Genomic DNA, 23,173 nt, shown 5'->3' with positions numbered 1-23,173 from the left:
TCCCGATTGACCGCCGCTTGCGCGGACGCGCCCACAGCCGCTACCGCGCGCCGTCGTGCACGCCCTCGTCGTCGCTCACGACGACGAGCACTTCCGCCTGCGTCACGCCGACGCTGCGCATCCGGTGCGGAATCAACGCGTTGAAATACACCGAATCGCCCGTCTTCAGCTTGATCGTCTCGTTCGGGAACTCGATCTCGACACTCCCCTTGTGGACGAACAGCATCTCCTCGCCTTCGTGCTCGCGAAACGCCGAGCTCACGTAATCGCGCGGTGGATGCACGACGAACGGCAACAGCTTCTTCGGCGCGACGCCCGCCGCGATGCTCTCGTACGTGCGCGCACTCGCCGCGCTGCCCATCGGCGCGCGCTGCGCCGCCCGCGTGACCGTGATCAATTCGCGGTCCCGGCTCTCCGAGAACAGTTGCTCGACGTCGACCTGCAGCGCCTTCGACAGCTTCAGCGCAACCGCGATCGACGGCACGCTGAGGCCGCGCTCGACCTTCGACAAATAGCTCTTCGTGAGACCGGCCGCTTCGGCCAGCACGTCGAGCGTCCATCCCTTCTGCTTCCTCAGCAGCTTCAGGCGAATCGTCATGACGGCGAATGTCTTTTGAAAAACAGATTGTATCTCATGACACTTCGTGTCATATAATCGACCTTGTGTTTTGCGTGCGGCGCAGCGCCGCATCGCACACATCGCACATTCGTTCACGACTTGGAGGCTGCATGGTCGACACATTGAAGATGGGCAAGGCCGAGCTCGTCGCGCTCGCGCAGCGGCGGCTCGACAACGAAATCAAGGACAGCGGATGGACCGCGCGCGAAAAGCTCGCGCTCACGTGCCGGATTCTGTTCGACGACGGGCATGACTCCGGCCTCGCCGGGCAGATCACGTGCCGCGCCGACACGCCGAACACGTACTACACGCAGCGCCTCGGACTCGGTTTCGACGAGATCGCCGAATCGAACCTGCTGCAGGTCAATCAGGATATCGAAGTGATCGTCGGCCAGGGCATTCCGAACCCGGCGAACCGCTTCCACACATGGATCTATCGCGCGCGTCCGGACGTCAACTGCATCATCCACACGCATCCGGCGCACGTCGCCGCGCTATCGATGCTCGAGACGCCGCTCGTCGTGTCGCACATGGACACCTGTCCGCTCTACGACGATTGCGCGTTCCTGAAGGACTGGCCGGGCGTGCCCGTCGGCAACGAGGAAGGCGAGATCATCTCGAACGCGCTCGGCGCCAAGCGCGCGATCCTGCTGTCCCATCACGGCCAGCTCGTCGTCGGCAAGACGATCGAAGAGGCCTGCATGCTCGCGATCCTGATCGAGCGCGCGGCGCGGCTGCAACTGCTCGCGATGGCCGCGGGCGCGATCGAGCCGATTCCGCCCGCGCTCGCGACCGACGCGCGCGACTGGATCTCGACGCCCAAGCGCGACGCGGTGACGTTCGCGTACTACGCGCGCCGCGCGCTGCGCCATCACCCCGACTGCCTCGGCTGATCCGCCGAGGCGCCCGCGCGTCGGGCCGGCGACAAGCCGCCGACGCACCGACCACAACGAACATTCGGAGCACCCCAACTCATGTCCCACGCATTGCAAGGCATCATCGCCTACCCCGTCACGCCCTTCTCGCCCGACGGCCAAGTCGACACGGCCGCCCTCGGCGCGCTCGTCGAACGCCTGATCGCAAGCGGCGTGCACGGCATCGCGCCGCTCGGCAGCACGGGCGAGAGCGCCTATCTGTCCGACGCCGAATGGGAGGCCGTCGCGTCCGCCTCGATTCGCGCCGTCGACCGCCGCGTGCCGACCGTCGTCGGCATCTCCGATCTCACCACGGCGAACGCGGTGCGCCGCGCGAAATTCGCCGAGCAGGCGGGCGCGGACGCGGTCATGGTGCTGCCCGTGTCGTACTGGAAGCTCGACGACGAAGCGATCATCGGCCACTATCGCGCAATCGGCGACGCGATCGGCATTCCGATCATGCTGTACAACAACCCGGCGACGAGCGGCATCGACATGTCGCCCAAGCTGATCGCGCGCATTTTCCGCACGGTCGACAACGTGACGATGGTCAAGGAAAGCACGGGCGACATCAAACGCATGCACCGGCTCGCGCAACTGAGCGACGGCGCGATCCCGTTCTACAACGGCAGCAATCCGATGGCGCTCGCCGCGCTCGCGGCCGGCGCGGCCGGCTGGTGCACAGCCGCGCCGAACCTGAACGCGCGTCTGCCGCTCGCGCTGTACGAAGCGATGCGCGCGGGCGATCTCGACACGGCCCGCGCCGTCTTCCACCGGCAACTGCCGCTCTTGCAGTTCATCGTCGCGGACGGGCTGCCCGTCACGGTGAAGGCGGGGCTGCGGCTCGCGGGCTTCGACGCGGGCGAGCCGCGCAAGCCGCTGCGCCCGCTCGGCGAAGAGCGCACGCGCGAGCTCGCCGCGATTCTCGACGCGCTGCGCGACGCAGCGCACGCGTGAATGGAACGGCGCGCATGCATTCGCCGCACGCGAAACTCGATGCGCTGCTGATCGGCGCAACGCGGCCGCTCGCGGGCACGCCGCACGCGAGCGCGATCGACAAGCAACCGGTACGCGAGCGCCTATGGCTCGCACGCACGGGCTTCGCCGGCGACGAGCAGGCCGATCGCAAGCATCACGGCGGTCCGGACAAGGCGGTCCATCACTATGCGTTCGACCACTATCCGCTGTGGATCGCCGAGATCGGCCCGCGCGATGTGCTCGCTCGGCCCGGCGCATTCGGCGAGAACCTGTCGACGCGCGGCGTCACCGAGCGCGACGTGTGCCTCGGCGACGTCTTCACGCTCGGCGGCGCGACGCTGCAGGTGTCGCAATCGCGGCAGCCGTGCTGGAAGCTCAACGCACGCTTCGGATTCCAGAAGATGTCCGCGCGCGTGCAGCAGAGCGGGCGGACCGGCTGGTACTACCGCGTGCTCGACGAAGGCTGGGTGGAGCCCGACGGCGAGCTCGCGTTGCGCGAACGGCCGCATCCGCAATGGCCGCTGTCGTGCGTGCTCGACGTGCTGTACCGGCGCACGCTCGACGCCGGCGCGCTCGAAGCGCTGTCGCGCATCGATGCGCTGCCGCCGTCGTGGCGGCAATTGTTCGAGCGGCGGCTGAAGGCCGGCGCGGTCGAGGATTGGACGAAGCGGCTCGACGGATGAGATGAACGCGCGACGCAGCGGCGAAGCCGGCCGATCACCGGTCGACCGGCGATCCCCGGCGCGCGCAAGCGTTAGCGCCGAACGCGACGATCGCGTCGGCCACGCGCGCCGCCGCCTCGCGCTGCGGGAAATGACCGACGCCGTCGAGCACGGCGCGCTCATAGCGTCCGGCGAAGAAGCGCTCGCGCGCGGCGGAGCTGTCCGGATGATTGCAGGTGTCCGCGCCGCCATGCAGCACGAGCGACGGCACGGACAGCACGGGCGCGGGATTCAGACGCGCTTCGTCGCCGGCATATGCGGCATCGCCGTCCGCGAAGCCCCAGCGGTGCCGATACGAATGCAGCACGACGTCCGCCCAATCGGGCCCGCCGAACGCGTCGGCCGCTTCGTCGAAGTCCTCCGGCGCGTACCAGCCGGCCGGCGCCCACGTGTCCCACATCGTCCGCGCGAACGCGCGGCGATCGTCACGCACCGCCCGCTCGCCGCGCGGCGTCGCCATGAACCAGTGATACCAGTAATTGCGTGCCTGCTGCAGCGACAGCGACTGATTCGGATCGTTCGTCCCGTAACCGACCGACAGCATCACGAGCCCCGACGCCACCCGCTCGCGCAGCCCGCACGCGTTCGCGGCGGCCCGCGCGCCCCAGTCGTGTCCGACGAGCACCGGGCGTTCGAGCCGCAGCGCATCGACGAAATCGAGCAGATCGCGCCCAAGCGCCGCGAGTTGCCCGCTGCGCGGCGTCGCCGCGTCGCGAAAGCGGGTCGGCGCAAAGCCGCGCAGCGCGGGCGCGAGCACGCGATAGCCCGCGTCGGCGAGCGCCGGCGCGACCGCTTTCCAGCACGCGGGGCTATCCGGCCAGCCGTGCAGCAGCACGGCGGTGCGCGCCCCGTCCGGGTTCCATTCGAGATACGCGACGTCCAGCAGCGGGGTCGTCGCAAACAGATAGTCGGGCATCGGGGTCTCCGTCGAGCGTCAGGTCGGTGATGTCGATCGTAGCCCGAGCTCTCGTCACGATTCTCAAGGAATCGTCATCTATTATTCGACTATCTCGTTGAATGAGTGATCCATATGAATGCGCCGTCGGACTCGGCAGCAATGTCGCTCGACATCGTGCTGCTGCGCACTTTTCTCGAAGTCGCCGACAGCCGCGGCTTCGCGCCTGCCGCCGAGCGGCTCGCGCTCACGCCGTCGGCGGTCAGCGGGCACATCAAGCGGCTCGAGCAGGCAACGGGCGCCGTGCTGCTCGCCCGCACGACGCGGCGCGTCGAGCTCACGCACGCGGGCGAGACCCTTTATGCATACGCGCGCAACATCGTCGAGCTGGAACGCGAGGCGCGTGCGCGGCTGCGCGGCTCGCCGCTGCTCGGCCGGCTGCGCGTCGGCGCGTCGGAGGATTTCGCCGGCGCGTGGCTGCCGCAGGTGCTGCATGCGTTCGGCCGCCTGCATCCGCGCGCGACGATCGAGCTGAAGGTCGGCGTCACCGCGGATCTGCTGCGACAGCAAGCGTCGGGCCGCCTCGACGTCGTGTTCGGCAAGCACTGCAGCCGCATCGACGACAAAGCCGGCGAGCTGCTATGGGAAGAACCGCTCGTGTGGGCATTCGCGTCCGACGCCGCGCTCGACGCGAACGACGCGTTGCCGCTCGCGCTCTTTCCCGAGCCCTGCGTGTACCGCGAGGCGGCGCTCGCCGCGCTGAGCGACGCGTTGCGGCCATTTCGAATCGCATTCGAGAGCGGCAGCATGGCGGGCTGCGTATCGGCCGCGCTCGCGGGATTCGCCGTCACTGTCGTCGCGCGCAGCCAGTTGCGCGACGGCCTGCGCGAATGCGGGCCAAACGACGCGCTGCCCGCGCTGCCCGCCGCGCGCTTCCATGCGTTCGCGCATCGGCCGACGCCCGCCGGCGCCGCGCTGATCGAGGCGGTGCGCGAAACCGGACGCCGCCGCCGCTTCATGTCGACGCATTGACGCGCGGGCGCGAGCGAATGCGCAATCGATCGAGACGTCCGTCTCGCCATGAATCGCCAATACGCGGCGGCTGAAGCGGGATGAACGGTCGGCAACGAAGCGATGAAAATCGACGAGCACGGGAATAAGAAAATCCCGCGAGTTCGAAAACAAGCCGCGGATATACTAGGATTCATCCATTCAAAATCTCGTCCAAACGTCCATGCGCGAGGTCAATCGTTTCTCCGAGATGGCCGTATTCGTTCAGGTGATCGAGTCGTGCGGATTCTCCGCGGCGGGACGGCGGCTCGACATGACGCCGTCGGCGATCAGCAAGTTCGTTCAACGGCTCGAGACGCGGCTTGGCGTGCGCCTGTTGAATCGCACGACGCGCAAGCTGCAGCTCACGCCCGAAGGCGCCGCGTTCTACGAACGCTGCGTGCGCATCCTCGAAGACATCGCCGACGCCGAACGCGAAGCGACGCATGGCGCGATTCCGCAAGGACGCGTGCGGATCAATTCGCACGTGCCGTTCGGCAAGCATCATCTGATGCCGCTCGTGCCCGAGTTCCAGCGCCGCTACCCGGACATCACGCTCGACATCGTGCTGTCGGACGCGGCCGCCGGCCCGCTCGACGACCGCAGCGACATCGCGATCCGCTCCGGCTCGCTCGACGATTCGCGGCTCGTGATGCGCCGGCTCGGCGGCAGCCGGATGATCGTCGTCGGCTCGCCCGCGTATCTCGAGCTCAACGGCATGCCGGCGACGCCCGACGATCTCGATCGCCACAACTGCATCGGCCTGAGCGGCAACGCGAAGGCATGGCCGTTCGCCGCGACGGAAGGCCAGCGCCTGCTGCAGTGGGGCGGCAACCTGCTGCTCGGCGACAACGAAAGCATCCGCGAAGCCGCCGTCTCCGGGCTCGGGCTCGCGCGGCTCGCGCGCTTTCACGTCGACGCGGACCTCGACGCGGGGCGCCTCGTGCCGGTGCTCGAAGCATTCAATCCGGGCGACGAGGAGGAGATCAACGCGGTGTTCGTCGGGCCGAGCGAACACCTGCCGATGCGCGTGCATGCGCTACTCGAGTTCCTGAAGGAGCGGATACGGATCGGGCCGCGCGCCGCCGGCGATCGCAGCGACGCGCCGATGCTCGGCGCACGCGCCGTCGTCACGCGGCTGCGCTGAACGCGTCGCCGCCGATGCGCTCCGGCGTGTCGTCGCGCGGATGAACGTGCGTGCGCATGCGCACGCGATGCGCACCCAAAGCGCCGATCGCGCCAACCCGCGTCTGGGTCCGTTCGGCGGCGGAAAAACGACGAAAGGCTCGCCGCGCGCTGTCGGACACATTCACGGCCTCCCGCGCGCAAGCCGCATCGCACGCGCAGCCGCCAGACCGGAATGCGGCAAGCGCGCGCGATTGATTCGCGTCGGCGAATCTCACTGTCGCCTCGATGCTCGAGTGCGCGATTCCGTTTTCATTCGACCGTTTTCATATCGACGCGATGAAACGATTCGAATCGATCTGGAAGCATCGCTGCCACGCAACCGGCGCAGCGCCGAGCGGTCTCGAACGACGAATTGCGGCGAATCGGCAAAATCCCGTCCCGGCGCATGCCGCCGCGCATCGGAACACCGCGGCGGCCCTTCGCCCCGCGCTTATTTCACGGTGAAGGTATAGCGGCCCTGCGTGCGGTGGCCGTCGGTTGCGACCGCCACCCACTTGACCGTATACGCGCCGGCTTGCAGCGGCTTGAGCGCGACCGACATGCGCTTGCGATCGTGCGCGGCGACGACCGCCTTCGCGGCCTGGGCCGGCGCGCCGGCGGCGTCGACGACGACGATCGAGCTGAACGCGGGCTCGAGCGTCTCGGTGAAGTCGATCGACACGGCCTGAGGCGCGGCCACCGCGGCATTCGCGGGCGGATCAGTCTTTTCGGGTTTCGCGTGCGCGAACGCAACGCTCGACAGCGCGAGTGCGAGCGCGGCGGCGAGGCCGCGCCGCGCGACGGAAGTGATCGTCATGGTCATCGTTACCTTCGTTCGAACGAGCAATGGCGGTCGCGAGCGCGCGACCGCAGGCCCCGAGCTTAACAGCCCTCGCGCGGGCCTGCGCTCGGCCGCGCGCCGGCCGTTCGCCCGTTGCGCGTTCGATGCGCTTGGTACAATGCGCGCGCCATGGATCTCGAAAGCATTCTGTTCACGCAAGGCTTCGGGTCGCGCCGCCAATGCCGCGCGCTCGTCGAAGCGGGACGCGTCGCCGTCGGCGGCGCGACGTGCGCCGACGCGCACACGTCATTCGACACGGCCCGGCTCGTGTTCGAGGTCGACGGTGTCGCGTGGCCGTACCGCGCGCGCGCGTACGTCGCGCTCAACAAGCCGGCGGGCTACGAGTGCTCGCGCGAGCCGCAGCATCATGCGAGCGTGTTCAGCCTGCTGCCGCCGCAGTTCGCCGAGCGCGGCGTCCAATGCGTCGGCCGCCTCGATCAGGACACGACGGGCCTGCTGCTGCTGTCCGACGACGGCCAGTTCGTCCACGCGTACACATCGCCGAAACGCAAGGTGCCGAAGACCTACGTCGCGACGGTGCGCCACCCGCTCGACGACGCGCAGCTCGACGCGCTGCGCGCGGGCGTGCTGCTTCACGGCGAGCCGAAGCCGATCGCCGCGCTCGCCGCCGCCGCCCGAGGAGAACGACTCCTCGAAATGACGATCGCCGAAGGGAAATACCACCAGGTGAAGCGGATGGTCGCCGCCGCGAGCAATCGCGTCGACGCGTTGCATCGCTCGCGCATCGGCGGCTTCGCGCTGCCCGAGGATCTCGCCGAAGGCGCCTGGCGCTGGCTCGACGAGCGCGATCTCGCCGCATTGCGCGACACGGCAAAAACCCTATCAGGGTAAGCGAGAAGGGCCGCCACTCGGCTTCCCCAGCCATGCTGCCGCGCAGCATGGCAGCGTCATCAAGCCCCGCTATACTCGAAGCAAACCACAATACATTCCGGGTTTGGGGGACAGCATGACCATCGACAATCCGATCGAAATTTCGTCCGTGATGCTGGCGTTCGCGGCGCTTGGCGCGATCATCATCGGCGGGCTGCTCACCGCGATGCATCTGAAGCACAAATATCATCCGAATCTGATCGGCGCGCTGATCGGCGCGCTGCTGTGCTTCCTGCTGATCGAGGCGCTGCCGTCGATCACTTGACCGGGCGCGGCGCGGGCATGGTGCGCAGGAAGTCATCGACGCTCGGATAACGCAGCGCGATGCGCAATTCGCGCTTCATTCTCGCGTTCGCGAGCCGCCGCGACTCGCGCATGAACGACAGCAGCATCGGCTCGAGCTGCCGTTCCGCTTCGGCGCGCGCGATGCGCGGCGGGCTGCGCAGGCCGAACGCGCGCGCGACCCGCTCGAAATAGTCCCCCATCTTCAGCTCGGTGTCGTCGCTCGCATGAACGACCCGCGCGGGCTTGCCTCGCGCAGCGGCGCGCAGCAGGATCGACGCGAGATCGTCGGCATGGATATGGTTCGTATAGACGTCGTCGGCCTCGATCAAGGCCGGCGTCCCTTTCTCGAGCCGCGCGAGCGGCAGCCGGTTCGCCGCGTAGATGCCGGGAATCCGCACGATGCGCGCGGACAGCGCGCCGCGCGCGGTCGCACGGCGAAGCTGGCGCTCGGCCGACACGCGCCGCTGCGCGCGCGGATTCGCGGGCCGCACCGGACGCGTTTCGTCAACCCGCGCGCCGCCGCAATCGCCGTAGACGCCGCTCGTGCTCGCGTAGACGACGACGGGACGCGACGGGGCGTCGGGTACAATAGCCGATGCTTGAAAACGAGGCCGCGCCGATCTGGCGGCGGCCCACCCCGCGCGCAGCCTGCCGTATGCCGGCGCGAGCTGACGCGGCCGCCGCGGCGACGCGAGCGCGGCGACGAGCGCCTGCGTTCGGCGATCGACGTGGCCCGTGGCCTGCGGCGGCGCGAGGTGCAGCACGACATGCGCGACGCGCGCGATCCGCTCGAGCGTCGCGCGCGCGTCCAGATCGCCGACAACTGGCACGACGCCCGCCGCCCGAAGTTCGGCGCAGCGCGAACGCCGGCTCGTCAGCGCGATGACGCGCAGGTTCTCGTGCCGCGCGCGCAACTGCGCCGCGCAGCGCATGCCGACATCGCCGCAGCCGACGATCAATACGCGCGGCCGGCGCAGGATTCGTGTCGCAATCATGGTGTATCGGTTGATCCGTAGGAATGCATTGTAGCCGCCGTGCACGCGTTGCACGGTCCCCACTTTTTGTTCTCAACGACTTATGGCTTTTAACGTAACCCTCAAGCAAAGCGGCCGGCAGTTCCAGGTCGAGGCCGACGAAACCGTGCTCGCGGCGGCGCTGCGTCAGAACGTCCATCTGCCCTACGGCTGCAAGAACGGCGCGTGCGGATCGTGCAAGGGCACGATCGTGCAAGGCCAGTTCGAGCAGGGGCCGCATTCCGCATCGGCGCTGTCGAACGACGAGCGCACGCGCGGCCTCGCGCTCCTGTGCTGCTCGAAGCCGCAGAGCGACCTCGAAGTCGATGTGCGCGAGATCGCGGGCGTCGACGGCGTCCAGGTGAAGAAGCTGCCGTGCCGCGTCGCCGCGCTCGAGCGCCGCGCGGACGACGTGATCGTGCTGAGGCTGCAGTTGCCCGCGAACGAGCGCCTGCAGTATCTGGCCGGCCAGTACATCGAGTTCATCCTGAAGGACGGCACGCGCCGCAGCTATTCGATGGCGACCGCGCCGCACGAGGAAGGGCCGATCGAGCTGCACATCCGCCACATGCCGGGCGGCAAATTCACCGACCACGTGTTCGGCGCGATGAAGGAGCGCGACATCCTGCGCTTCGAGGGCCCGCTCGGCACGTTCTTCCTGCGCGAAGATTCGGACAAGCCGATCGTGCTGCTCGCCTCCGGCACGGGCTTCGCGCCGATCAAGGCGATCATCGAGCACGCGCACCACGTGAAGCTCGCGCGCCCGATGACGCTCTATTGGGGCGCGCGCCGCAAGAAAGATCTGTATCTGCTCGACGCCGCCGAGCAATGGGCGAAGGAAATCCCGAACTTCAAGTTCGTGCCGGTGCTCTCCGAGCCCGACGCGAGCGACGCATGGACCGGCCGCACGGGCTTCGTGCACCGCGCGGTGATCGAGGATCTGCCCGATCTGTCCGGCCACCAGGTGTACGCATGCGGCGCGCCGGTGATGGTCGAATCCGCGCAGCGCGACTTCACGCAACATCATGGCCTGCCCGCCGACGAGTTCTACGCGGACTCGTTTACGAGCGCCGCGGACCTCGCGCATCCGGTCTGAACGCCGCGCGGCCCCGGAAAAACCGCCGCGACACGGAATTGTCGCGTCGCAGCGGTTTACTTGGGGCCGCGTGATGCCTTATGCTTGCGCACATGAACCGCTTCCAGTCCGCTTCCCGACGTCGCCGCTCGCCGCTCCGCACGGATGCCGCCGGCTCGTCACGGACTCGCGCGTAACCGCTTCCCCGTTACGCAAAAGCTGTTCGAACCACCAAGCCACGGCATCCCGTGGCTTTTTTTATTGTCCTTTCGCCGCCCCCCCGCTGGAGCCTGCCGTTATGCCGCTGAACGACTACCCGATCGACTCGCTGATGTACATCACGAACCGCCCCGACATCGTGTTCACGCACGGCAAGGGCTCGTGGCTCTACGACCACACCGGCAAGCGCTACCTGGATTTCATCCAGGGCTGGGCGGTCAACTGCCTCGGCCACTGCAACGACGGCCTCGTCCAGGCGCTGCAGGCGCAGGCCGAAAAGCTGCTGAACCCGTCGCCCGCGTTCTACAACGAACCGATGGCGAAACTCGCGGGCCTCCTCACGCAGCACAGCGTGTTCGACAAGGTGTTCTTCGCGAACAGCGGCGCCGAGGCGAACGAGGGCGCGATCAAGCTGGCTCGCAAATGGGGCCGCAAGTTCAGGAACAGCGCGTACGAGATCATCACGTTCGACCACAGCTTCCACGGCCGCACGCTCGCGACGATGTCGGCGAGCGGCAAGGCCGGCTGGGACACGATCTACGCGCCGCAAGTGCCGGGCTTCCCGAAGGCCGAGATCAACAACATCAACTCGGTCGAGCGGCTGATCAACGACAAGACCGTCGCCGTGATGCTCGAGCCGATCCAGGGCGAAGGCGGCGTGATCCCGGCGACGCGCGAATTCATGCAACAGTTGCGCGCGCTGACGAAGCAGCACGACCTGCTGCTCATCGTCGACGAAGTGCAAAGCGGCTGTGGTCGCGCCGGCACGCTGTTCGCGTACGAGCTCGCCGGCATCGAGCCGGACATCATGACGCTCGGCAAGGGCATCGGCGGCGGCGTGCCGCTCGCGGCGCTGCTGTCGAAGGCGGACGTCGCGGTGTTCGAGGCGGGCGACCAGGGCGGCACCTACAACGGCAACCCGCTGATGACCGCGGCGGGGCACGCGGTGATCTCGCAGCTCGTCGCGCCGGGCTTCCTCGAAGGCGTGCGCGCGCGCGGCGAATACCTGAAGCACAAGCTGCTCGAACTGTCCGACGAGCGCGGCTTCGGGGGCGAGCGCGGCGAAGGCCTGTTGCGCGCGCTCCTGCTCGGCAAGGACATCGGCCCGCAGATCGTCGAGAAGGCGCGCGACATGCAGCCGGACGGCCTGCTGCTGAACGCCGCGCGCCCGAACCTGCTGCGCTTCATGCCAGCCCTGAACGTGACGAACGACGAGATCGACCAGATGATGGCGATGCTGCGTTCGGTGCTCGATTCGCTCTGATCGCGCATGTCGGCCGAGATCGTCTCGGACGGCGTCGCGATCCGCCCGTTCGAGCGCGGCGACACCGATGCCGTGCTCGCGGTGTGGCGCGACGCGTTCCCTTCGTATTCGGACGCGAGCGCGCCACACCGCGATCCGCGGCGCTCGATCGAGCTCAAGCTCGCGACGCAGCCCGAGTTGTTCTTCGTCGCGATCGCCGGCGGGCGCGTCGTCGGAACCGTGATGGCCGGCTACGACGGCCATCGCGGTTGGCTGTATTCGCTGGCCATCGAGCCTTGCGCGCGGCGGTTCGGCATCGGCCGTGCGCTGCTCGCGCATGCGGAGGCGGCGCTCGCCGCGCGCGGCTGCCCGAAGGTGAACCTTCAGGTGCTGCCGGGCAACGACGACGCGTGCCGGTTCTACGAAGCGCTCGGCTACTGCGCGGAGGAGCGCATCTCGTTCGGCAAGCGGCTCGCGACGGATTGACGTCGCGGATCGGCGTCGCGCGGCGCCGCCGTATTGCTGCTCGTCATGCGCCGCCGCCCACCGTCATGCATGACGGGCGCACACGTTCGCGCGCACGCCGAACCTGACCCGGCCGCTATCGTCGGCGTGCCGGCCATCGGCGCGCAGGCTCGCGAACCGCACGCACGCGGCGCACCGCCGCTCGTTCGCGCCTGCCTACGAAATCGACCCCGCGCCCGGCAGCGGATTGCCGAGGCCGTCGGTCGGCACCGCCTGCTGCTCGAACGCCGCGAAGTATGCGGCCCATTGCTCGCCGCCGAGATCGACGAGGAGCGCGCCGTCCTGCCACACGTCGTTGTGATCGTTCGCGTCGTCGCTCGGCCGATGCTGGAAATGCGGCCCGGACGATCCCTGGTTCATGTGCGTATCGTGTATGCCGTTGCCTTCGACATACGTGCGACCGAACACGTACAGGTCGAGGTTCTGCTGATGCGCGGCGTCGACGAGCCGCAACACCGACGGAATCGGTTCCGGATGCTCGGTGCCGTCCATCACGTCGCTCATCCGCCAGGCGCCCGTTTCGTTCAGGACGTCGCTGCGCACGTAATCGAGCGCCGGCAGCGCATTGCCGCCAGTCAGGTCCGTGTAGCCTTCCGCCGCGGCGGCAAGCGTCTGCGTAACCGGATGATGGAAATCGTAGACCAGCTTGTACTTGAGCAGATCGTCCGCATCGTTGGTGCCGACGTTGATCGCGACGTCCCAGTCGCCGTCGGCCAGCGCGAGTGTCAGATGGACGTGATACTGCGTCTCGTTCGCGCGCGCCGCCGCCTTCAAACCCGCAACCGCTTTGATCTTCGCTTTCACGAAACCGTAATCGAGGCTCATGTGCGTCTCCGTTCAAGGGTAGCGCACACATTGTGCCCGAGTTGCGCGCCGGTTTTCGATAGACCGATCGGCGAACGCGGGTCGCCGCGCATCGCGGTGCCGCCGGCCTCGCGTCAGCGCATCCTGTCGCGCGCCGTCGCTTCGCGCGGCGGGCGACAGCCGTCCGCGCGCAGCCGCCGCCATCGCCACCGCGCCGCCCCGGCAAAGCAAACGGGGCCGCCGAAAAACCAAAAGCCGTCACGGCGAACCGTGACGGCTTCATGAACGCCGCAACCGCGCGATCCGCGCGCGGCCGGCATCGATCGACGCTTACTCGCCCAGATACGCGGCGCGCACCTTCGGATCGTCGAGCATCTGCTTCGCGTCGCCTTCCATCGTGACCGTGCCCGAGTCCATCACGTAGCCGCGGTCCGCTGCCTGCAGCGCGAGGCGCGCGTTCTGCTCGACGAGCAGCACCGTGATGCCCTCCTTCGAGATCTCGCGCACCACCTCGAAGATCTTCTCGACCATGATCGGCGAGAGCCCCATCGACGGCTCGTCGAGCAGCAGCAGCTTCGGCTTCGACAAAATCGCGCGCGCCATCGCGAGCATCTGCTGCTCGCCGCCCGACAGCGTGCCCGCGAGCTGCGATGCACGCTCCTTCAGGCGCGGGAAGAAGCCGAACATCCGCTCGACGTCCTTCTTGATCTGCTCCTTGTCGTTGCGCAGGTACGCGCCCATCTGCATGTTCTCGACGATCGACATCCGCGCGAAGATCCCGCGGCCTTCCGGCACCATTGCGAGGCCGCGCTTGAGCAGCTCGTGCGGCGGCACGCCCTTGATCGACTTGCCGTCGTACTCGATGTCGCCCGCCGAGTACGGCTTCAGGCCCGTGATCGCCTTCATCGTCGTGGTCTTGCCCGCGCCGTTCGCGCCGATCAGCGTGACGAGCTCGCCCTGACGGACTTCCATGTCAACGCCCTTGACGGCCTGGATGCCGCCGTAGTTGACCTGCAAGCCCTTGATTCTCAACATTGCCGCTGCCATCAGTGCACCCCTGCGCCGAGATATGCCTCAATCACCTTCGGGTTCTTCTGCACGTCCTGTGGCAGACCCTCGGCGATCACCTTGCCGTAATCGAGCACCGTCATCCGGTTGCACAGCCCCATCACGAGCTTCACGTCGTGCTCGATCAGGAGAATCGTCCGGCCGTCCGAGCGGATCTTGTCGAGCAGGCGCGTGAGCTCGACCTTCTCGGTCGCATTCATCCCGGCCGCCGGCTCGTCGAGCGCGAGCAGCTTCGGATCGGTCGCGAGCGCGCGTGCGATCTCGAGCCGGCGCTGGTGGCCGTACGACAGGTTGCGCGCGGTGTAATCCGCGTACTGCAGCACGCCGACGTAGTCGAGCAGCTCGATCGCGCGCTCCTTGATTTCGCGCTCTTCCTTGCGCTCGGCGGGCGTCTGGAACACGGCGCCCAAGAGGCCGTGCTTCGTGCGCACATGGCGCCCGACCATCACGTTCTCGAGCGCGGTCATCCCGCCGAACAGGCGAATGTTCTGGAACGTGCGCGCGATGCCCGCCTTCGCGACCTGGTGCACGGCGGTCGGCGTGTATTCCGTGCCGTCGAGCTTGAACTCGCCGGAATCCGGCGTGTAGAGCCCCGTGATCACGTTGAAGAACGTGGTCTTGCCCGCGCCGTTCGGGCCGATCAGGCCGTAGATCTGGCCTTCGCGGATCTCGAGGCCGACGTCGGACAGCGCCTGCAGGCCGCCGAAGCGCTTGTTCACGCCTTTGACGGACAGTCGAATTTGTTCGCTCATTACCTTTTCTCCTGTGTCGACCGGCGCTCGCGCGCTGGCGCTGGGCGCCGGTCCCACGTCCTTTACGCGCGCACCGGCTTCTTGCCGCCGCGCTTCGCCAGTTTCGCGATCCTGTCCTCATGCTTCGGCGCGGGCCACAGGCCTTCCGAGCGATACAGCATGATGACCACCATCGCGAGGCCGTAAAGGGCCTGGCGAATCACCTCGGTATCGACGATGTCGTGGCCGAACAGCATGTGCTGCAGCGGGCTCATCGTCGAGCGCAGGAACTCGGGGAACACGGCGAGCAGGACCGCGCCGAGGATCACGCCCGGGATGTGGCCCATGCCGCCCAGCACGACGCACGCGAGCACGACGACCGACTCCCAGAACGTGAACGATTCCGGCGACACGAAGCCCTGGAACGCGCCGAACATCGCGCCCGACAGGCCGCCGAACGACGCGCCCATCGCGAACGCGAGCAGCTTCACGTTGCGGGTGTTGATGCCCATCGCCTTGGCGGCGATTTCATCTTCGCGGATCGCGGCCCATGCGCGGCCGATCCGCGAGTGCTGCAGGCGCGTGCAGACCCAGATGACGAGCAGCGCGCAAAGCACGAACAGGTAGTAGTACATGTACACCGACGGCAGCGAAAATCCGAAGATCTGGTGCGTCTGCGACAGGTTGAACCCCGCGATCGTGACGGGATCGATGCCGGTGATGCCCTGCGGCCCGTTCGTCACGTTGACCGGACGGTCGAGGTTGTTCATGAAGATTCGGACGATCTCGCCGAAGCCGAGCGTGACGATCGCGAGGTAGTCGCCGCGCAGGCGCAGCGTCGGCGCGCCGAGCAGGATGCCGAAGACCGCGGCGAGCGCCATCGCGATCGGCACGATCAGGAAGAACGGCACGTGCAGGCCGGCTGGAAACGCGTGCGCGATCCAGTCGAAGTTCGACGTCAGGTGCGGCGAGCTCAGGAGCGCCGCGGTGTACGCGCCCACCGCGTAGAACGCGATGTAGCCGAGGTCCAGCAGGCCGGCGAAGCCGACGACCACGTTCAAGCCCAGCGCGAGCATCACGTACAGCATCGCGAAGTCGAGCACGCGGACCCAGTAGTTGCCGCCCGCCGCGCCGATGACGAGCGGCGCGGCGATCACGAACGCCGCGATCAGGATGCTGATGGTGGCGGTCTTCGCCGGATGGCGCTCCTCGACGAGCGAAGCCGACGTTTCGATCGGTTGAATGGATGTCATGTTGTTCTCCTTACGCGCGATCGGCGACACGTTCGCCCAACAGGCCCGACGGCCGGAACACGAGCACGATGATGAGCACGATGAACGCGAACACGTCCTGGTAATTGCTGCCGAACACCCCGCCCGTCAGGTTGCCGATATAGCCCGCGCCCAGCTGCTCGATGAGGCCGAGCAGCACGCCGCCCACCATCGCGCCGCCGAGGTTGCCGATCCCGCCCAGCACCGCGGCCGTGAACGCCTTCATGCCGGGGATGAAACCCATGTAGAAGTGAACGTTGCCGTATTCGGAAGCGATCATCACGCCCGCGAGCGCCGCGAGCGCGGAGCCGATCATGAACGTCGCGGAGATCACGAAGTTCGGGTTCACGCCCATCAGGCTCGCCGTGTTCGGGTTCTCGGCGATCGCGCGCATCGCACGGCCGAGCTTCGTCTTGTGCACGAGGAGGAGCAGCCCCGCCATCACGAGGAACGCGACGATGATGATCGTGATCTCGGTCATCGAAATCACCGCGCCCGGATTATTCGCGCCCGCCTGGATCACGTTGATCGGATCAGTGGGCAAAAGCTGCGGGAACGGCAGCGGATTGCGCGACCAGATCATCATCGCGGCCGTCTGCAGCAGGATCGACACGCCGATCGCGGTGATGAGCGGCGCGAGGCGCGGCGCACGGCGCAGCGGCCGGTACGCGACGCGCTCGATCGTGAAGCCGACGCATGCGCAGACCACCGCGGCGATCACGAGCCCGATCGTCAGCGTGGCGACGTGGCCGAGCTCCGGAAAGTGGTTCTGCAGCACCGTGATCGCGGAAAGCGCGACCATCGCGCCCACCATCAGCACGTCGCCGTGCGCGAAGTTGATGATACCGAGAATGCCGTACACCATCGTATAGCCCAACGCGATGATGGCGTAGACACTGCCGAGCACCAGTCCGTTGAGGATCTGCTGGACGAAAATATCCATTTAAAGCTCCTTGGCCCGTGCTGCTGGATGCGCGCTCAGCCATGCGGATAAGCGATGGAATCGCGCGATCTCAACGACACTGCGGGTACTTGAATCAATACCGGTAAGGTGATGCCGGCCCGGCACGGACGATGCGGACTGTACGACCGCGCGCCCTGCCGGGGCGGATACGAAAACGGCACCGCACTGAAGCTTCGGTGCCGTCGCGAGTCCCGTCTGTAATTCACGACTTGAGGACGGTGTGCTGGGCCTCCTTGAAGTCGTAGAGCGTCCATGCGCCAGCCTTCGCGCAGCCGACGCGGCCGCGCATGACAGCGGCCGCCTCGGGGGCGGACGCCGTCATCGGCTGCGGCACGTCGAATGCTTCGCTCGGGATGGCGCGCCTCGTGGTGTCGGCGATCGCGCGCACTGCGTCGCTTGCGATCGGCGCGCGTCGGGACGGTCCCGCCATGCGGCGGACGGCCGTCCGCCGCGCGACCGGCCCGCCGATGCCGACGGATGCGACGACGTCGATGCGCGCGCGCTTGATCCGAGTCGGCTTCGCGGCGAAATTCGCCGCAGGACGTCCGGCCCCAGCGACGATCACGTCGCTCGGGGAAACGGCCGGGGCTGTCGCGGCCTGCGCCGCCGCCCTGCCGTCGCGTCCGTCGGCGGCCGCTGCGAAAAGCGCAACCGCAGCGTCGACGGGCCCGGCGTAAACCAACTCCAGATGCATCGAATAAGGTCTCCAGCGCCTTGCCAAAACCATGTTTCAAAGGCCATCAGGCCTGAAAACGGGCGCATTGTAACTCTATTTATAGGACGACCAATATTCCTGATTCGACAGGGTTTTCCTGCATTGCAACCTTTTTTGAGAGCGGGGTTCCCGGCGATATTGCAACCGGGTTGCACATATTTGACGCCGGATGGTTGCTCTCCGGAAAATCGCGCACATATCGCGCGCAAAAGAAAAGCGCGCCCGGGGCGCGCTTTTGCATTGCGACGGAAACGAAACCGGCGATCAGGCGGCGGAAGACAGATTCAGGCCGCGCGGCAACGGGAACGACACGTTCTCCTCGATGCCCTCGAGCGCCCGCACGTTGGTCACGCCGAGCTCGCGCAAACGCGCGATCACGGCCTGCGCGAGCACTTCGGGCGCCGACGCGCCCGCGGTCACGCCGATCCGGCGCTTGCCGGCCACCCAGGCCGGGTCGATCTGCTCGGGCGCGTCGACCATGTAGGCGGCGACGCCGCGCTTCTCGGCGACCTCGCGCAAACGGCTCGAATTCGAGCTGTTCGGGCTGCCGACGACGATCACGACGTCGCATTGCGGCGCCATGAACTTCACCGCGTCCTGGCGGTTCTGCGTCGCGTAGCAGATGTCCTGCTTCTTCGGCTCGCGAATCGCGGGAAATTTCGCCTTGAGCGCGCCGATGATCTCGGCCGCGTCGTCGACGGACAGCGTCGTCTGCGTGACGAGCGCGACGCGCTCCGGATCGGGCAGTTCGAGCTTGAGCACGTCCTCGACGCTCTCGACGAGATGCATGCCGCGCTCGACCTGCCCCATCGTGCCTTCAACCTCCGGATGGCCCTTGTGGCCGATCATCACGATGTCGACGCCTTCCTGGCGCATCTTCGCGACCTCGACGTGCACCTTCGTGACGAGCGGGCACGTCGCGTCGTAAATGCGCAGCCCGCGCACGGCCGCCTCGTCGCGCACCGCCTTCGATACGCCGTGCGCGCTGAAGATCACCGTGTTGCCGGACGGCACTTCCTCGAGTTCCTCGACGAAAATCGCGCCCTTCTTTTTCAGGTCCTCGACGACGTACTTGTTGTGCACGATCTCGTGGCGCACGTAGATCGGCGCGCCGTGCATCGCGATCGCACGCTCGACGATCTCGATCGCGCGATCGACGCCCGCGCAGAAACCGCGCGGCTGGGCGAGCAGAATCTCGGCGTCGGCCGCGGCGACCTGGCCGGACAACGTATCGGTGGAGCTCATGATTACAGAATCCCGATGATTTTCACTTCGAACGTGAGCGCCTGGCCCGCGAGCGGATGGTTGAAATCGAAAAGCGCGGAGGTCTCGCCGATCTCCTTGAGCACGCCCGCGTAGCGGCCGCCGTCCGGCGCGTTGAATTCGATCAGATCGCCCGGCGCGAAATCGTCGCCGACCATGCCGTTCTCCCGCAGCGTCGCGAGCGACACGCGCTGGATCATGTCCGGATTGCGCGGCCCGAACGCTTGCTCGGGCGCTAGCCGGAAAGTCGAATGGTCGCCCGCCTTGAGGCCGATCAGAATCTCCTCCAGCGACGGCGCAAGCTGCCCCGCGCCGAGGAGGAGCGTGGCGGGCTTCTCGGAGAACGTGTTGACGATGTCGGCGCCGTCGGCAAGGGCGAGCCGGTAATGAAGCGTGACGTGCGAACCGGGCTTCACTTCTGCAAGGTCGATGAGGCTCATGGGGTACTCGTTCAATCGGCGCCCGAAAACGGCGGGCGGCGCAGCGCAAAGCCCATATTGTAAGTCACCTCGGCGATCGAAGCGGAATGCCGGCGCGATTCGCCTTGCGAGCACGCAGGATATTGGAGGTCAACAGCATGCAATACGAGATTGTCTCGGCCGGCGAAAACGTCGGCGACGAACCCGAGCGCGAGCGGCCCGTCGCGCAGGCCGCCGCAGCACCCGGCATTCCGCGGCCCGCCGCATTGCCGGCCGCGGGCGCAGCGCGCCGCGGCCGCGATCTGCCGCGCGAGCGCCTGCTTGCGCGCGGCCCGGCCGCGCTGTCCGACGCGGAGCTCGTCGCGCTCCTGCTCGGCTCGGGCCTGCCCGGCCACGACGTGTTCGCGCTCGCGCACACGCTGCTCACGCGCTTCGGCTCGCTGCGCGCGCTGCTCGACGCGGCGCCCGACGATTTCAAGGGCCTGCGCGGGATCGGCCCCGCGCGCACCGCGATCCTCGTCGCCGTCGTCGAGCTCGCGCGCCGCGCGCTCGCCGAGAAGGCCCGCGAGCGGCCGCTCGTCGATTCGCCGGGCGCGGTCGACGATTATCTGCGGCTCCTGATCGGCACGCGGCCGCGCGAAGTGTTCGTCTGCCTTTTTCTCGACGCGCGGCACCGGCTCGTGCAAACGGAAGAAACCGCGCACGGCTCGCTCACGCGGATGGCCGTCTATCCGCGCGAAATCGTGCGGCGCGCGCTCGCGCTGAATGCGGCTGCGCTCATCGTCGCGCACAATCACCCGTCGGGCGCGGTGCGGCCGAGCGCCGCGGACCGGCACCTCACGCGCGTGCTGCGCGACGCGCTCGCGCTCGTCGACGTCCAGTTGATCGATCATTTCGTCGTCGGCGCGAACGATACGTTTTCGTTCGCGCAGGCGGGCTGGATCTAGCGCGCCGCGCACAACGCGCCGCACGCACGGCCGGGCCCCAGCGCCCCGCGACATCCGCATGCGAAATTGGGTTTGATTTTCCTGAAGTTTTTCTGTTAGAATCGCCGTCTGTCTTTTTTCCAACCAGTTCTGAAGCCGCTGAAGCGGTCTCGTGGCAGGTCGTCAGGCCAACCACGGATCGGAGGCGCTTTTCCCGGCAAGGCCGAAACTCACGCGGCCATGCGAGGAAGAGAACCTTCACCGGCGATCGAACCCGAATTCAGCGTATTAGGAGTGCTCTCATGGCACGCGTATGCCAAGTAACTGGGAAAGCGCCGATGAGCGGCAACAACGTTTCCCACGCCAACAACAAGACGAAGCGTCGCTTCCTGCCGAATCTGCAAAACCGCCGGTTCTGGGTGGAAAGCGAAAACCGTTGGGTGCGTCTGCGCGTCTCGAACGCCGGCCTGCGCCTGATCGACAAGAACGGCATCGATTCCGTGCTCGCTGACCTGCGCGCACGCGGCGAAGCCTAAGTCCAAGGAGCACGAACATGGCGAAAGGCGCACGCGACAAGATCAAGCTCGAGTCCACCGCTGGCACGGGCCACTTCTATACGACCACGAAGAACAAGCGCAACATGCCGGAAAAGATGGAGATCATGAAGTTCGATCCCGTCGCCCGCAAGCACGTGGCGTACAAGGAAACCAAGATCAAGTAATTCTCCGGTTTCAACGAGCCTGACGACGACGAAAAGCCCCGCAATCGCGGGGCTTTTTGCGTTGGCGGGCACGCAAGCGTTTCTCCGACGCGGTATGCTCTGCCCTTTCCGCCGCATTGCGCATGGCGGAAAAGATAAGACAAAACGCGCAAGAAACGGAGATGCAGATGAATTTCGATGTGGCGATCGTGGGCAGCGGCCTCGCCGGTCTGTCGGTCGCGCTCAATCTCGCTCAAACGCGCCGCGTCGCGCTGATCGCGAAGCGCTCGATGATGGAGGGCGCGAGCGACTACGCGCAAGGCGGCATCGCCGCAGTGCTCGATTCGGCGGACAGCGTCGAGAATCACGTGAACGACACGCTGATCGCAGGCGGCGGCCTGTGCGACGAAGCCGCGACGCGCTACATCGTCGAGCACGGCCGCGAGGCAATCGAATGGCTGATCTCGCAAGGCGTGCCGTTCACGAAGGACGACGCCGCCGAACTCGGCTTTCACCTGACGCGCGAAGGCGGCCATAGCCATCGCCGCATCATCCACGCGGCCGACGCGACGGGCCACGCGGTGCTCGCGACGCTGTCCGAGCGTGCCCGCACGCATCCGAACATCACGTTCTTCGAGGATCACCATGCGATCGATCTGATCACGTCCGATCGCCTCGGGCTACCTGGCCTGCCGGGCCGGCGCTGCGTGGGCCTCTACGCACTCGACGTGCAGACGGGCCGGACAGTGACGATCGAGGCGCCGCACACGGTGCTCGCGACGGGCGGCGCGGGCAAGGTGTATCTGTACACGACGAACCCGGACACGGCGACGGGCGACGGCATCGCGATGGCGTGGCGCGCGGGCGCGCGCGTCGCGAACATGGAGTTCATCCAGTTCCATCCGACGTGCCTGTTCCATCCGTACGCGAAGTCGTTCCTCATTTCCGAGGCCGTGCGCGGCGAAGGCGGCCTGCTCAAGCTGCCGGACGGCACCCGCTTCATGCCCGCGCACGATCCGCGCGCGGAACTCGCGCCGCGCGACATCGTCGCGCGCGCGATCGACTTCGAGATCAAGAAGCGCGGGATCGATTGCGTATATCTCGACATCAGCCATCAGCCCGAGGCATTCCTGCGCGAGCATTTCCCGACGATCTACGCGCGCTGCCTCGAGTTCGGCATCGACATCTCGAAGGAGCCGATCCCGGTCGTGCCGGCCGCGCACTACACGTGCGGCGGCGTCGTCACTGATCTGGCCGGGCGCACCGATATCGCGGGCCTGTACGCAGTCGGCGAGACGTCGTACACGGGCCTGCACGGCGCGAACCGTCTCGCGAGCAATTCGCTGCTCGAATGCCTCGTGATCGGCCGCGCGACCGCCGAGTCGATCGAAGCCGCCGGCTACGATTCGGCGACGCACGGCCCGCTGCCCGCATGGGACGAGAGCCGCGTCGCGGACGCCGACGAGGAGGTGGTCGTCGCGCACAACTGGGACGAACTGCGCCGCCTGATGTGGAACTACGTCGGCATCGTGCGCACCGACAAGCGCCTCGAGCGCGCGCAGCATCGGCTCAAGCTGCTGCGCGACGAGATCCACGAGTATTACGCGCACTTCCGCGTGAGCCGCGATCTGCTCGAGTTGCGCAATCTCGTGGACGTCGCGTCGCTGATCGTCGACGGCGCGCGGGCACGCCACGAAAGCCGCGGGCTGCACTACAGCCGCGACTGGCCGCACGCATTGCCGAAGGCGCTGCCGACCGTGCTCACGCCGTCGCGGCGCATGCCGAAGTAACGACGGCCGGCCGTGCGGCATGCCTCGCATCCGCGCGCGATACGCGACAAAAAAGGCCGCCCGCGCGTCAAGCGCCGGCGGCCTC

General features: G+C 67.2%; 26 protein-coding genes. 14 read left to right on the top strand and 12 right to left on the bottom strand.

The window, feature by feature from the left end:
* Positions 1–40: 40 nt before the first annotated feature.
* Entirely contained in the window at positions 41–598 is a 558-nt protein-coding gene (locus BTH_RS16310) for a helix-turn-helix domain-containing protein (protein WP_009892540.1), read from the bottom strand.
* Between the two features lie 131 nt (positions 599–729).
* On the opposite strand from BTH_RS16310, the gene BTH_RS16305 reads away from it, so the two are divergent.
* The 3 genes from BTH_RS16305 to BTH_RS16295 all read left to right on the top strand — a co-directional run bounded on the left by BTH_RS16305 (position 730) and on the right by BTH_RS16295 (position 3,194).
* Complete coding sequence (locus tag BTH_RS16305; RefSeq protein WP_009892541.1) at positions 730–1,512, top strand: aldolase; 783 nt, start codon at positions 730–732, stop codon at positions 1,510–1,512.
* A gap of 81 nt (positions 1,513–1,593) precedes the next feature.
* The gene (locus BTH_RS16300; RefSeq protein ID WP_009892543.1) at positions 1,594–2,490 is read left to right on the top strand and encodes a dihydrodipicolinate synthase family protein; all 897 of its coding nucleotides are present in this window, start codon (positions 1,594–1,596) and stop codon (positions 2,488–2,490) included.
* A 14-nt stretch (positions 2,491–2,504) separates the two neighbouring features.
* On the top strand, positions 2,505–3,194 hold the full coding sequence (locus BTH_RS16295; protein ID WP_009892544.1) for an MOSC domain-containing protein: 690 nt from the start codon (positions 2,505–2,507) through the stop codon (positions 3,192–3,194).
* A 34-nt stretch (positions 3,195–3,228) separates the two neighbouring features.
* Here the strand turns inward: BTH_RS16295 and BTH_RS16290 are convergent, their stop codons facing one another.
* Positions 3,229–4,149, bottom strand: a complete 921-nt coding sequence (locus tag BTH_RS16290) for an alpha/beta fold hydrolase (protein ID WP_009892545.1) — start codon at positions 4,147–4,149, stop codon at positions 3,229–3,231.
* A gap of 114 nt (positions 4,150–4,263) precedes the next feature.
* On the opposite strand from BTH_RS16290, the gene BTH_RS16285 reads away from it, so the two are divergent.
* Positions 4,264–5,160, top strand: coding sequence for a LysR substrate-binding domain-containing protein (locus BTH_RS16285; protein ID WP_009892547.1), 897 nt, complete (start codon positions 4,264–4,266; stop codon positions 5,158–5,160).
* A gap of 202 nt (positions 5,161–5,362) precedes the next feature.
* Positions 5,363–6,325, top strand: coding sequence for a LysR family transcriptional regulator (locus BTH_RS16280; protein ID WP_009892549.1), 963 nt, complete (start codon positions 5,363–5,365; stop codon positions 6,323–6,325).
* 471 nt (positions 6,326–6,796) lie between these two features.
* Here the strand turns inward: BTH_RS16280 and copC are convergent, their stop codons facing one another.
* Positions 6,797–7,168 (bottom strand): copper homeostasis periplasmic binding protein CopC, encoded by a 372-nt coding sequence (copC, locus tag BTH_RS16265; protein ID WP_025369531.1) that lies wholly within the window; start codon positions 7,166–7,168, stop codon positions 6,797–6,799.
* A gap of 147 nt (positions 7,169–7,315) precedes the next feature.
* Between copC and BTH_RS16260 the strand changes: the two genes are divergently transcribed.
* Positions 7,316–8,038, top strand: a complete 723-nt coding sequence (locus BTH_RS16260) for a pseudouridine synthase (RefSeq protein ID WP_009892553.1) — start codon at positions 7,316–7,318, stop codon at positions 8,036–8,038.
* Positions 8,039–8,153: 115 nt separating this feature from the next.
* Positions 8,154–8,342 carry a hypothetical protein gene (locus BTH_RS16255; protein WP_009892554.1) on the top strand — a complete coding sequence of 63 codons (189 nt, stop codon included), beginning with the start codon at positions 8,154–8,156 and terminating at the stop codon, positions 8,340–8,342.
* Here BTH_RS16255 and BTH_RS16250 read toward each other — a convergent pair.
* Complete coding sequence (locus BTH_RS16250) at positions 8,335–9,411, bottom strand: NAD-dependent epimerase/dehydratase family protein (protein ID WP_009892556.1); 1,077 nt, start codon at positions 9,409–9,411, stop codon at positions 8,335–8,337. The genes BTH_RS16255 and BTH_RS16250 overlap by 8 nt on opposite strands.
* A 28-nt stretch (positions 9,412–9,439) precedes the next feature.
* Here BTH_RS16250 and BTH_RS16245 point away from each other — a divergent pair, with 28 nt between their 5' ends.
* The 3 genes from BTH_RS16245 (at position 9,440) to BTH_RS16235 (ending at position 12,398) form a co-directional block, all read left to right on the top strand.
* Entirely contained in the window at positions 9,440–10,471 is a 1,032-nt protein-coding gene (locus BTH_RS16245) for a CDP-6-deoxy-delta-3,4-glucoseen reductase (RefSeq protein WP_009906811.1), read from the top strand.
* A gap of 277 nt (positions 10,472–10,748) precedes the next feature.
* On the top strand, positions 10,749–11,933 hold the full coding sequence (locus BTH_RS16240) for an acetylornithine transaminase (RefSeq protein WP_009892560.1): 1,185 nt from the start codon (positions 10,749–10,751) through the stop codon (positions 11,931–11,933).
* Between the two features lie 6 nt (positions 11,934–11,939).
* Complete coding sequence (locus tag BTH_RS16235) at positions 11,940–12,398, top strand: GNAT family acetyltransferase (protein ID WP_009892561.1); 459 nt, start codon at positions 11,940–11,942, stop codon at positions 12,396–12,398.
* A 195-nt stretch (positions 12,399–12,593) separates the two neighbouring features.
* On the opposite strand, the gene BTH_RS16230 is transcribed toward BTH_RS16235, so the two are convergent.
* From BTH_RS16230 to BTH_RS16195, 8 genes are all read right to left on the bottom strand, one after another.
* Positions 12,594–13,262, bottom strand: coding sequence for a DUF2278 family protein (locus tag BTH_RS16230; protein WP_009892562.1), 669 nt, complete (start codon positions 13,260–13,262; stop codon positions 12,594–12,596).
* A 309-nt stretch (positions 13,263–13,571) separates the two neighbouring features.
* Complete coding sequence (locus tag BTH_RS16225; RefSeq protein ID WP_009892564.1) at positions 13,572–14,288, bottom strand: ABC transporter ATP-binding protein; 717 nt, start codon at positions 14,286–14,288, stop codon at positions 13,572–13,574.
* Complete coding sequence (locus tag BTH_RS16220; RefSeq protein ID WP_009892565.1) at positions 14,288–15,061, bottom strand: ABC transporter ATP-binding protein; 774 nt, start codon at positions 15,059–15,061, stop codon at positions 14,288–14,290. The genes BTH_RS16225 and BTH_RS16220 overlap by 1 nt, the downstream gene beginning before the upstream one ends.
* A gap of 62 nt (positions 15,062–15,123) precedes the next feature.
* The gene (locus tag BTH_RS16215; RefSeq protein WP_009892566.1) at positions 15,124–16,293 is read right to left on the bottom strand and encodes an ABC transporter permease subunit; all 1,170 of its coding nucleotides are present in this window, start codon (positions 16,291–16,293) and stop codon (positions 15,124–15,126) included.
* 10 nt (positions 16,294–16,303) lie between these two features.
* Complete coding sequence (locus BTH_RS16210) at positions 16,304–17,254, bottom strand: branched-chain amino acid ABC transporter permease (RefSeq protein WP_009892567.1); 951 nt, start codon at positions 17,252–17,254, stop codon at positions 16,304–16,306.
* 223 nt (positions 17,255–17,477) lie between these two features.
* Complete coding sequence (locus BTH_RS16205; RefSeq protein WP_011401867.1) at positions 17,478–17,969, bottom strand: hypothetical protein; 492 nt, start codon at positions 17,967–17,969, stop codon at positions 17,478–17,480.
* 285 nt (positions 17,970–18,254) lie between these two features.
* A complete protein-coding gene (gene ispH, locus BTH_RS16200) occupies positions 18,255–19,235 on the bottom strand; it encodes a 4-hydroxy-3-methylbut-2-enyl diphosphate reductase (protein WP_009892570.1) in 981 nt (326 codons plus the stop codon).
* A gap of 2 nt (positions 19,236–19,237) precedes the next feature.
* Entirely contained in the window at positions 19,238–19,693 is a 456-nt protein-coding gene (locus BTH_RS16195) for an FKBP-type peptidyl-prolyl cis-trans isomerase (RefSeq protein ID WP_009892571.1), read from the bottom strand.
* Between the two features lie 137 nt (positions 19,694–19,830).
* On the opposite strand from BTH_RS16195, the gene radC reads away from it, so the two are divergent.
* From radC to nadB, 4 genes are all read left to right on the top strand, one after another.
* The gene (gene radC / locus BTH_RS16190; RefSeq protein WP_011401866.1) at positions 19,831–20,619 is read left to right on the top strand and encodes a RadC family protein; all 789 of its coding nucleotides are present in this window, start codon (positions 19,831–19,833) and stop codon (positions 20,617–20,619) included.
* Positions 20,620–20,900: 281 nt separating this feature from the next.
* The gene (gene rpmB, locus BTH_RS16185) at positions 20,901–21,134 is read left to right on the top strand and encodes a 50S ribosomal protein L28 (protein ID WP_004186391.1); all 234 of its coding nucleotides are present in this window, start codon (positions 20,901–20,903) and stop codon (positions 21,132–21,134) included.
* Positions 21,135–21,151: 17 nt separating this feature from the next.
* Positions 21,152–21,319: a 50S ribosomal protein L33 gene (gene rpmG / locus BTH_RS16180; protein WP_004185395.1), complete on the top strand. Its 168-nt coding sequence runs from the start codon at positions 21,152–21,154 to the stop codon at positions 21,317–21,319.
* 56 nt (positions 21,320–21,375) lie between these two features.
* On the top strand, positions 21,376–23,088 hold the full coding sequence (gene nadB / locus BTH_RS16175) for an L-aspartate oxidase (protein WP_025369533.1): 1,713 nt from the start codon (positions 21,376–21,378) through the stop codon (positions 23,086–23,088).
* The last annotated feature ends 85 nt before the right edge of the window (positions 23,089–23,173 follow it).

Source organism: Burkholderia thailandensis E264, assembly GCF_000012365.1.
GTDB lineage: Bacteria > Pseudomonadota > Gammaproteobacteria > Burkholderiales > Burkholderiaceae > Burkholderia > Burkholderia thailandensis.
This window is presented reverse-complemented; position numbering and strand designations above follow the sequence as displayed.

Bases quoted from the DNA above. Each gene is read 5' to 3' on its own strand.
- BTH_RS16300 (WP_009892543.1), top strand. From the start codon at position 1,594: ATGTCCCACGCATTGCAAGGCATCATCGCCTACCCCGTCACGCCCTTC.
- BTH_RS16225 (WP_009892564.1), bottom strand. From the start codon at position 14,288: ATGGCAGCGGCAATGTTGAGAATCAAGGGCTTGCAGGTCAACTACGGC.
- BTH_RS16260 (WP_009892553.1), top strand. From the start codon at position 7,316: ATGGATCTCGAAAGCATTCTGTTCACGCAAGGCTTCGGGTCGCGCCGC.
- BTH_RS16255 (WP_009892554.1), top strand. From the start codon at position 8,154: ATGACCATCGACAATCCGATCGAAATTTCGTCCGTGATGCTGGCGTTC.
- BTH_RS16205 (WP_011401867.1), bottom strand. From the start codon at position 17,969: ATGCATCTGGAGTTGGTTTACGCCGGGCCCGTCGACGCTGCGGTTGCG.
- BTH_RS16285 (WP_009892547.1), top strand. From the start codon at position 4,264: ATGAATGCGCCGTCGGACTCGGCAGCAATGTCGCTCGACATCGTGCTG.
- rpmG (WP_004185395.1), top strand. From the start codon at position 21,152: ATGGCGAAAGGCGCACGCGACAAGATCAAGCTCGAGTCCACCGCTGGC.
- BTH_RS16195 (WP_009892571.1), bottom strand. From the start codon at position 19,693: ATGAGCCTCATCGACCTTGCAGAAGTGAAGCCCGGTTCGCACGTCACG.
- BTH_RS16245 (WP_009906811.1), top strand. From the start codon at position 9,440: ATGGCTTTTAACGTAACCCTCAAGCAAAGCGGCCGGCAGTTCCAGGTC.
- rpmB (WP_004186391.1), top strand. From the start codon at position 20,901: ATGGCACGCGTATGCCAAGTAACTGGGAAAGCGCCGATGAGCGGCAAC.
- BTH_RS16215 (WP_009892566.1), bottom strand. From the start codon at position 16,293: ATGACATCCATTCAACCGATCGAAACGTCGGCTTCGCTCGTCGAGGAG.
- BTH_RS16280 (WP_009892549.1), top strand. From the start codon at position 5,363: ATGCGCGAGGTCAATCGTTTCTCCGAGATGGCCGTATTCGTTCAGGTG.
- BTH_RS16310 (WP_009892540.1), bottom strand. From the start codon at position 598: ATGACGATTCGCCTGAAGCTGCTGAGGAAGCAGAAGGGATGGACGCTC.
- BTH_RS16230 (WP_009892562.1), bottom strand. From the start codon at position 13,262: ATGAGCCTCGATTACGGTTTCGTGAAAGCGAAGATCAAAGCGGTTGCG.
- BTH_RS16305 (WP_009892541.1), top strand. From the start codon at position 730: ATGGTCGACACATTGAAGATGGGCAAGGCCGAGCTCGTCGCGCTCGCG.
- copC (WP_025369531.1), bottom strand. From the start codon at position 7,168: ATGACCATGACGATCACTTCCGTCGCGCGGCGCGGCCTCGCCGCCGCG.
- BTH_RS16235 (WP_009892561.1), top strand. From the start codon at position 11,940: ATGTCGGCCGAGATCGTCTCGGACGGCGTCGCGATCCGCCCGTTCGAG.
- BTH_RS16220 (WP_009892565.1), bottom strand. From the start codon at position 15,061: ATGAGCGAACAAATTCGACTGTCCGTCAAAGGCGTGAACAAGCGCTTC.
- BTH_RS16295 (WP_009892544.1), top strand. From the start codon at position 2,505: ATGCATTCGCCGCACGCGAAACTCGATGCGCTGCTGATCGGCGCAACG.
- radC (WP_011401866.1), top strand. From the start codon at position 19,831: ATGCAATACGAGATTGTCTCGGCCGGCGAAAACGTCGGCGACGAACCC.
- ispH (WP_009892570.1), bottom strand. From the start codon at position 19,235: ATGAGCTCCACCGATACGTTGTCCGGCCAGGTCGCCGCGGCCGACGCC.
- BTH_RS16290 (WP_009892545.1), bottom strand. From the start codon at position 4,149: ATGCCCGACTATCTGTTTGCGACGACCCCGCTGCTGGACGTCGCGTAT.
- BTH_RS16240 (WP_009892560.1), top strand. From the start codon at position 10,749: ATGCCGCTGAACGACTACCCGATCGACTCGCTGATGTACATCACGAAC.
- BTH_RS16210 (WP_009892567.1), bottom strand. From the start codon at position 17,254: ATGGATATTTTCGTCCAGCAGATCCTCAACGGACTGGTGCTCGGCAGT.